The sequence below is a fragment of the Streptomyces rimosus subsp. rimosus genome (assembly GCF_000720725.1).
GTDB lineage: Bacteria > Actinomycetota > Actinomycetes > Streptomycetales > Streptomycetaceae > Streptomyces > Streptomyces rimosus_A.
On the sequence record NZ_JOCQ01000102.1, the window covers coordinates 21,115 to 29,454 of the forward strand.

General features: G+C 70.7%; 10 protein-coding genes and 1 tRNA gene. 4 read left to right on the top strand and 7 right to left on the bottom strand.

The features are described 5' to 3' along the window. Nucleotides 1-53: 53 nt before the first annotated feature. From IH45_RS0134730 to IH45_RS0134745, 4 genes are all read right to left on the bottom strand, one after another. Nucleotides 54-704 carry an aminodeoxychorismate/anthranilate synthase component II gene (locus IH45_RS0134730; protein WP_030678016.1) on the bottom strand — a complete coding sequence of 217 codons (651 nt, stop codon included), beginning with the start codon at nt 702-704 and terminating at the stop codon, nt 54-56. Beyond that, nucleotides 701-877, bottom strand: a complete 177-nt coding sequence (locus IH45_RS1000000149555) for a hypothetical protein (RefSeq protein WP_030678019.1) — start codon at nt 875-877, stop codon at nt 701-703. Before IH45_RS1000000149555 ends, IH45_RS0134730 begins: the two co-directional genes overlap by 4 nt. Nucleotides 878-970: 93 nt before the next feature. Continuing rightward, the gene (locus IH45_RS0134740) at nt 971-1,669 is read right to left on the bottom strand and encodes a class E sortase (RefSeq protein WP_030678021.1); all 699 of its coding nucleotides are present in this window, start codon (nt 1,667-1,669) and stop codon (nt 971-973) included. Nucleotides 1,670-1,795: 126 nt separating this feature from the next. After that, nucleotides 1,796-2,566, bottom strand: a complete 771-nt coding sequence (locus IH45_RS0134745; protein WP_030678023.1) for a DUF881 domain-containing protein — start codon at nt 2,564-2,566, stop codon at nt 1,796-1,798. 143 nt (nt 2,567-2,709) lie between these two features. Here IH45_RS0134745 and crgA point away from each other — a divergent pair, with 143 nt between their 5' ends. Beyond that, nucleotides 2,710-2,967: a cell division protein CrgA gene (crgA, locus tag IH45_RS0134750; protein ID WP_003978850.1), complete on the top strand. Its 258-nt coding sequence runs from the start codon at nt 2,710-2,712 to the stop codon at nt 2,965-2,967. A 460-nt stretch (nt 2,968-3,427) separates the two neighbouring features. Here the strand turns inward: crgA and IH45_RS0134755 are convergent, their stop codons facing one another. Together IH45_RS0134755 and IH45_RS0134760 are read right to left on the bottom strand one after the other, a co-directional pair. Further along, nucleotides 3,428-4,336: a rhomboid family intramembrane serine protease gene (locus IH45_RS0134755; RefSeq protein WP_030678025.1), complete on the bottom strand. Its 909-nt coding sequence runs from the start codon at nt 4,334-4,336 to the stop codon at nt 3,428-3,430. A 151-nt stretch (nt 4,337-4,487) separates the two neighbouring features. Next, entirely contained in the window at nt 4,488-5,015 is a 528-nt protein-coding gene (locus IH45_RS0134760; protein WP_030678028.1) for a peptidylprolyl isomerase, read from the bottom strand. A 311-nt stretch (nt 5,016-5,326) separates the two neighbouring features. Here IH45_RS0134760 and IH45_RS0134765 point away from each other — a divergent pair, with 311 nt between their 5' ends. Next, entirely contained in the window at nt 5,327-6,028 is a 702-nt protein-coding gene (locus IH45_RS0134765) for a DUF5324 family protein (RefSeq protein ID WP_030678031.1), read from the top strand. Between the two features lie 238 nt (nt 6,029-6,266). Here IH45_RS0134765 and IH45_RS0134770 read toward each other — a convergent pair. Continuing rightward, nucleotides 6,267-6,339 (bottom strand) — tRNA-Ala (locus tag IH45_RS0134770). Nucleotides 6,340-6,468: 129 nt separating this feature from the next. Here IH45_RS0134770 and IH45_RS0134775 point away from each other — a divergent pair. Next, a complete protein-coding gene (locus IH45_RS0134775) occupies nt 6,469-7,017 on the top strand; it encodes a helix-turn-helix domain-containing protein (RefSeq protein WP_030678034.1) in 549 nt (182 codons plus the stop codon). Between the two features lie 80 nt (nt 7,018-7,097). Next, on the top strand, nt 7,098-8,340 hold a 1,243-nt coding region (locus IH45_RS0134780), incomplete at its 3' end, for a serine/threonine-protein kinase (protein ID WP_030678037.1).

Here is an 8,340-nt window from a genome sequence, read left to right on the forward strand (position 1 = left end):
GGCGTCGCGCGACGGGCCGTAGGGCCTCCCCTCGCGTTCGGGGCGGAGGTCGGTCACGCGCCGACCTTGCCGACCACCGGGGCGAGCCCCGCCGAACGCTCCACCGCACCGGGATCGCCGCACTCCGCCAGCCAGTTGGCGAGCATCCGGTGGCCCCACTCGGTCAGCACCGACTCGGGGTGGAACTGGACGCCTTCCACCGGCAGTTCCCGGTGCCGCAGGCCCATCGCCACGCCGGTCTCGGCATCGTCGCCGGTCCAGGCGGTGACCACCATCTCGTCGGGGACGGTGCCGGGCTGCACGGCCAGGGAGTGGTAGCGGGTGGCGGTGAAGGGGGTGGACAGGCCCTTGAAGACGCCCGCGCCCTCGTGGGAGACCAGGGACGTCTTGCCGTGCAGCAGCTCGGGGGCCCGGCCCACGACACCGCCGTACGCGACCGCCATCGACTGCAGCCCGAGGCAGACGCCGAAGACCGGCACGCCCGTGTCGGCACAGTGCCGGACCATGTCGACGCAGACACCGGCCTGCTCGGGGGCGCCCGGCCCAGGGGAAAGCAGAACGCCGTCAAACCCGTCCTGAGCATGCCGCAGCTCCACCTCGTCGTTGCGCAGCACCTCGCACTCGGCACCGAGTTGGTAGAGGTACTGGACGAGGTTGAAGACGAAGCTGTCGTAGTTGTCGACGACGAGGATCCGTGCGGTCATCGGACGGCGCCCATCCCTCGGTCGACCGTGACGTCGTTGAAGGGGAGCAGCGGCTCCGCCCACGGGAAGACGTACTGGAAGAGCACGTAGACGATCGCCAGCACGAGCACGAGTGAAACCAGCGCCTTCACCCATGCGTTGCCCGGCAGATGCCGCCAGATCCAGCCGTACATGCTGTCGCTGTCCCTACTCGCCGATGACGATGACCGTGCCGATCGATGCCGATCGCCCCACCAGACTAAAGGGCGGGGGCCCGGACCGGGGGCTCAGCCGGTCAAAGCCGACGGCCGTCCACGCTCCACGGGTTGGGTGGAATCCAGGTGTGCCCAGGCGATCAGCCGGTGACTGTGGCCCCACTCCGGCTCGCAGGTCGTCAGCGTGAGGTAGCGGCCTGGCCCGCTGTATCCCGATTCGCGCGGTACGGGGTCGATGACGCCGATGTCGGTGGGCAGCGTCCGGTACGGGCGCCGGTCGATCCGGTACGTGAACCACGTCGTGCCGTCCGTGAGCACCACCGCGTCCCCCGGCCGCAGCCGCGGGAAGTCCTTGAAGGGGTCGCCGTAGGTACGGCGGTGTCCGGCGACCGCGAAGTTGCCCGTCTCACCGAGGCGCGCGGTGCGCCCGTAGTGCCCGAGTCCCTTCTTGAGGACATCCACCGCGGTGCCCTCCAGCACGGGCTTGCTCCAGTCGGCGCCGAAGCGCGGGATGTACATCACGGCGAAGGACTTGCCGTTCTCGTACGGCGGCTGCTTCCCGGGACCGCTCGGCTGCCCGCCGGTGGCCCCGGGTGTCCCGGCGGCGACCGGGCCGGTGGACCACTGGTCCTGGAGCTTGCCGATCTCGCCGTCCATCGCGCTGTCGGCCCGTACTCCCGTCCAGAACAGGACGTAGACCACGAAGAGCACGATCAGCGTGCCGGCGGTGACGCACACCTCGCTGACCGTCCGGACGACCAGCCGCGCCACCCCGCCGGGCCGGCCTCCGGCCCCCGGCCGCCCCCGCGCCCCGGACCGCGCCGCCGCACCGGACCGTACCGTCATCCCGGACCGCCCCCTCCCCGGCCGCCGGCGCCGGTGCGGGCGGCCGGCGGGTCACGGCTTCACAGGCTGTGCGTAGTGGAGATCCACTGTGCCGGAGTAGCCGGGCAGAGTCACCGCCTCCTGCTGCTCGACTTTCCAGCCGAGGCCGTAGGCGTTCACGTACTGGAGGTAGTTCTGGATGGCGGGGGAGGCGGTCAGCGCCCTGTTCAGCTTGTCCCGGTCGCCCACGGCGGTGACCTTGTACGGCGGCGAGTAGACGCGGCCCTGGAGGATCAGCGTGTTGCCGACGCAGCGCACCGCGCTGGTGGAGATCAGCCGCTGGTCCATGACCCGGATGCCCTCGGCGCCGCCCTGCCACAGGGCGTTGACCACGGCCTGCAGGTCCTGCTGGTGGATGACCAGGTCGTTGGGCTGCGGCTCCGGCACACCGGGGATCTTGGCGGTGGCGTTCGGCGGGGCGTCGGTCAGGGTGACGGTCAGCGCCTGGCCGGCGACCGGCTTGGTGCCCGCATTCTTCTCCAGCGCCGCCAGCTTGGCGTCCTCGGCCTGCGTGCTGCCGCTGTCCTGGTGCGCGAGGGTGTCGACCTCGTCGCGCAGCGCGGCGTTGCGCTCGTCGTGGGCGCCGTTCTTGTGGCTGCGTTCCTGGATGAGGTCGGACAGGCGCAGCATCGAGTCGTCCGAGCGCAGGTCCGTACCGCGCGCGGTGTCGAAACTCAGCCAGAAGATCAGTCCGGCCAGCGCGAAGACCGCCAGCGTCAGCAGACGCACCGGCCGCAGACGGCGGCGCGACGGGCGGCCGGGGGAGTCGGCGGAAGTGCTCAACGTACCCTTGCTCCTTACTACGCCGCGGAAGCACTACGCTAACGGACGCCCGGGGAGGGAAAACTCTTCCCGTCGCCCCGGCCCGTCAGCAGCATCATCCGCCCTCAGTGCGGTCACGCAGATCATCGACAGGAGAGTTCCTCGTGCCGAAGTCACGGATCCGCAAGAAGGACGACTTCACGCCGCCGCCGGCGAAGCAGACGACCAATCTGCGCATGAGTTCCGGCCGGGGCTGGGTGGCTCCGGTGATGCTGGCGCTGTTCCTGATCGGTCTGGTGTGGATCGTGCTCTTCTACGTGACCGGGGGCGATCTGCCCGTCAAGGCGATGGGCAACTGGAACATCGTGTGCGGCTTCGGCTTCATCGCGCTGGGCTTCGGCGTGTCCACGCAGTGGAAGTAGCGGGGACGTCGGCTGCCGTCGGGCCCGGCCGGTAGCGCGGGCCCGCAGAGGCCACCGGGCCGCCGCCCGGCCCGGTGCGCCGACTTCCCGCGTGCCCCGGTTCCACGGCCCCGGCGCAAGCCCTGCCCAAGGCCATCCACACGGTTATCCACAGCCGGGGAAAACTTCAGAAGATCTGTGGATAACTTCCCGGCCGTTGACGCCGGTGTGACTGGCGGACCGTACCCCGTACCGCCGTTCCACCCTGTTCTTCCTGGGCAAACGCGTCCCGGCACGGTCCGTGACCGGCCTTTTCCACCCGGTGCACAAGATCCCGCTCCCGCTGTGGACAACCCGTTGTGCCCAGGGTTCTTCACAGGCCGGAACCGGGCGGCGGCACACTGTGCCCACATCATCGGCTCATCCGACGAGCCGACCGGTCGAGCCGGTACGTGAGCCGGTCAGCCGACGCGTGGACCGCTCAGCCCATGAGCTGGCCGGTCCGCACCCACACCACCGCGACGATCACCAGGAGAGCCACCGCGCACGTCGCGCCCTGCACGAACGCCCGCCGCGCGCGCGGCGCGTGCACCATCCCGTACGCCACCGCGGCGCCCACGACCAGCCCGCCGACGTGCGCCTGCCAGGCGATGTTGGGCCAGGCGAAGGTGAAGACCAGGTTGAGCGCGAGCAGGATCAGCACCGGCCGCATGTCGTAGCTCAGACGGCGCATCAGTATGGCCGTCGCGCCGAGCAGCCCGAAGATCGCGCCGGACGCGCCCAGCGACGGCTGGTTCTGCGCGGCCAGCAGATATGACAGCGCGCTGCCGCCGAGGCCGGAGAGCAGGTAGAGCGCGAGGAAGCGGACCCGGCCGAGGGCCGCCTCCAGCGGCGGGCCGAGCCACCACAGGGACAGCATGTTGAAGGCGATGTGCATCGGTGCCTGGTGGAGGAAGACCGCGGTCAGCAGGCGGTACCACTCGCCCTCGGCGACGCCGATGAACCGCAGATCCTCCCGGGTGAAGGCCCCGCCGATCATCTCCAGGTCCTGCACCAGTCCGTCGCCCACCGCCAGCACCGCGAGGAACACCGCGACGTTGATGCCGAGCAGGATCTTGGTGACCAGCCGGGTGTCCGCGGCCAGTGTGCCGCCGGCGATGGTCCGGGGTGCGGTGGCCTGCGCCGTACGGCCCGTACCGCTGCCGCCGCGTACGCACTCCGGGCACTGGAATCCGACCGACGCGCTGACCATGCACTCGGGGCAGACGGGCCGCTCACAGCGCGTACACGTGATGCCCGTCGGACGGTCCGGGTGGCGGTAGCAGCCGGGCGCGGAATCGCCCGCGCGCGCGTCCCGCGGCTCCTGCGGGCTGCCTGGCACCTGGTCCATGGTCCCCTCGGTCCCTCGTCGCGATCCGTGCGGACGTCACCGCACGAACGAAGTGCGCGCCCCACCCGATCTACGACCGGGCGGGGCGCAATGTTCCCGTACACCCGTCACCCGCACGCACCTGAGTCCGCTCGGGGCCGGGCGCCGCGCGTCAGCGGCTCTCGACGACGACCGACTCGATCACGACGTCGTTGACCGGGCGGTCCGTACGCGGGTTGGTCTGGGTCGCCGCGATGGCGTCCACGACCTTCTTGCTCGCGTCGTTGGTGACCTCGCCGAAGATGGTGTGCTTGCCGGTCAGCCAGGCGGTCGCGGACACCGTGATGAAGAACTGCGAGCCGTTGGTGCCCGGGCCGGCGTTGGCCATGGCGAGCAGGTACGGCTTGTTGAAGGCCAGGTCCGGGTGGAACTCGTCCGCGAACTCGTACCCGGGGCCGCCGGTGCCGTTGCCCAGCGGGTCGCCTCCCTGGATCATGAAGCCGCTGATCACCCGGTGGAAGACCGTGCCGTCGTACAGCTTCTGCGTGGACGTCTGACCGGTCTGCGGGTGGGTCCACTCGCGCTCGCCCTTGGCGAGCTCGACGAAGTTCTTCACCGTCTTCGGCGCGTGGTTCGGCAGGAGCCGAATCTCGATGTCGCCCTGATTCGTCTTCAGGGTGGCGTAGAGCTGCTCAGCCACGATCTACCTTCCATAAGTCTGCACTGACGAATCCCGATCCTCGCATGGACACCCGCCCGGCACCCGGACACCGGCCCACGTTCCCGCTTCTCTTTCGGTCACCAGTACCCGCCGAACCGGCGCACGGACCGCCGAAGCGTGGCATTGTCATCACAAGGCTCCGTAAGGTCCCCAATGACCCGGATGCCCGCTCGCACATGCCGTACGGCGCGTGTGCAGGCATGATCTTGATTTGGGTGGACAGGCGACACAGCAGACATTGGGGAACAACCCCCGAGCCCCCCGGACACGCCACCGAGGAGGAGGATCCCGTGACCCGCAAGGACAGCGTGCGCGCGGCGACCAGTTCGGCCAAGGACAGCGTGCGGCACGCGGCGGAGGTGGTGGCTCCGTATGCCGGTACGGCCAAGGACACCGCCGCGCACTACGCGCACGAGGCCCGTACGCGACTGGCACCCAAGGTGGCCGAGGCCGCTCACCAGGCACGCAGCCAGTACGACGCCCATGTGCAGCCCCGCCTGGAACACGCCCGCGGCACCCTGCCACCGAAGGTCGACAAGGCCGCGACCAAGGCCGCCGTCCGCACCCGCAAGGCCGCGCGCCAGGCCGCCGACTACACGGCGCCGCGCGTCGAGCACGCCGTGCAGAGCGCGCGCGCCGCGGCCGAGCCGGTCCGCGACCAGGCCGTGGCCCGCGGCACCGCCGCCCTCGCCGCCCTGCGCGGCCAGGTGTCGGCCAAGGAGATCGAGAAGATCGTCAAGAAGCACAACCGCCGCCGGCGCGCCGGCAAGGCCGCCAAGCGCCTCGCCATCGTCGGGCTCCTCGCGGGCGGCGCCTTCGCCGCCTGGAAGTGGTGGGACAAGCAGGCCAACCCGGACTGGCTGGTCGAGCCCCCGGCCGCCACCGAGGTCAACGAACGCACCACCCTGACCGCCGTCGACGACGCCGTCCTGGACCCGGAGGTCCAGGCCAAGCAGGCCGAGGCCGACGAACCGAAGGGCCCCACACCCTGACGTCCCACACCTGTAGGAGTCCGGGCCGTGCCGCAGTCCACCGTGGACCTGCGGCACGGCCCGTTCACGACACATTCCGCGCCATTCGAAACGCTCTTCCGCACAGGCGTGAGCCCGCCGGGAGCAAACATCGGGCGCGGCGCCGGCACGGGTCGGCTCAACGGCCGCCCCACGCCCCGGGAAACCCACGCAAAAACCCCTCCGACCATGTTCCCGCAGGTCAGAGGGGTTTGACGAGTGGAGCCTAGGGGAGTCGAACCCCTGACATCTGCCATGCAAAGACAGCGCTCTACCAACTGAGCTAAGGCCCCGTCGCGAACCAGGGTACCCGGTGCCCGGGAGGTTTCCCGACCGGGTATCGCCGCGCGCAGGTGCTCTCCGTAGGATGCTCCGCGAGATTCGCGGCAGCGAAGCGCGATCGGGGAGACAGGGGAGACGCCATGGACGCAGCACAGCAAGAAGCCACCGCGCGTGCTCGGGAGCTGCAGCGGAGCTGGTACGGGGAGCCCCTTGGAGCGCTGTTCCGTCGTCTCATCGACGATCTCGGCCTCAACCAGGCGCGCCTCGCGTCCGTGCTGGGCCTGTCCGCGCCCATGCTGTCCCAGCTGATGAGCGGCCAGCGGGCGAAGATCGGCAACCCGGCGGTCGTCCAGCGCGTCCAGGCCCTCCAGGAGCTGGCCGGGCAGGTCGCGGACGGCAGCGTCAGCGCCGCCGAGGCCACCGACCGGATGGAAGAGATCAAGAAGACCGCGGGCGGCTCGGTGCTGAACAACACCGCGCAGACCGCCTCGTCCACGGGGGCGACGACCGTACGGCGCGTGGTCCGGGAGATCCAGTCGCTGCTGCGCTCGGTCTCGGCCGCCGGTGACATCATCGACGCCGCGAACACCCTCGCCCCCTCCCACCCCGAACTGGCAGAGTTCCTCCGGGTCTACGGGGCGGGACGCACCGCCGACGCGGTCTCCCACTACGAGGCGCACCAGAGTTAGACGGCGGACAGCCGGAGCGGCGCACGCGGCGCCCTCCGGGAGCCGGGCAGTTCGGTGGTTCGATACGCGGACGGGGCGCAATGGGTGAGGTCTTCGCCGGTCGGTACGAGCTGATCGACCCGATCGGGCGGGGCGGCGTGGGCGCCGTCTGGCGCGCCTGGGACCAGCGGCGCCGCCGCTATGTGGCAGCCAAGGTGCTGCAGCAGAGCGACGCGCACACGCTGTTGCGCTTCGTGCGCGAGCAGGCCGTACGGATCGACCACCCGCATGTGCTCGCCCCCGCGAGCTGGGCCGCGGACGACGACAAGGTCCTGTTCACCATGGACCTCGTGCACGGCGGTTCGCTGGCGCACCTGGTGGGCGACTACGGGCCGCTGCCGCCGCGCCTGGTGTGCGTCCTGCTCGACCAGCTGCTGTCCGGCCTGACCGCGGTCCACGCGGAAGGGGTCGTGCACCGCGACATCAAACCCGCGAACGTCCTGCTGGAGGCCACCGGCACCGGCCGCCCGCACGTACGGCTGTCGGACTTCGGCATCTCGATGCGCAAGGGCGAGCCGCGGCTGACCGACGCCAACTACGTCGTGGGTACACCCGGTTACTTCGCGCCGGAGCAGATGCTGGGCGCCGAACCCGACTTCCCCGGCGACCTCTTCGCGGTCGGCCTGGTCGCGGTCCACCTGCTGACCGGCTCCAAGCCGGACTCCCAGGGCCTGGTCGAGCACTTCGCGCAGTACGGGACGCCGGACGCGCCCGAGGGCATCGCGGAGCCGCTGTGGCAGGTGCTGGCCAACCTGCTGCAGCCCGACCCGGACATGCGCTTCAAGACGGCCGCCGGAGCGCGCAAGGCGCTGCTCGCGGCATCCGAGCTGCTTCCGGAAGCGACCATCGAGGACGAGATCGTCGAGGTCTTCGACCACATCGGACCGCTGCCGGCGGGGTTCGGGCCGGATGGGCCGTTGCGGACGGAGGGAGCGGGGGGTGATCCGCGTGCGGGGGGCGATCCGCGTGCGAGGGCCGATTCTCGTACGGATGCGATGACGGCCCCGCCTGCGAACGCGGACCCGCGTGCGGGTACGGGGGCTGATACGGGTACAGGGACTGATACCGGTACGGGGCCTGATACGGGTACGGATGCGCCGGAAGAAACGCCTCCGGTTCCGGGCGCCCCGGCGCGCAAGAGCAGCGCATCGCCGCCGCTCCCCTCCGTACCGCCCTTCCCCTCCACGCCACCACCACCGCCCGCGGTGAACACCTCGGACAGTGGCGACTTCCCCCTCGCGCCACCGTCCACGGGCCTGCCCGCCCCGCAACACCCCCTTCCGC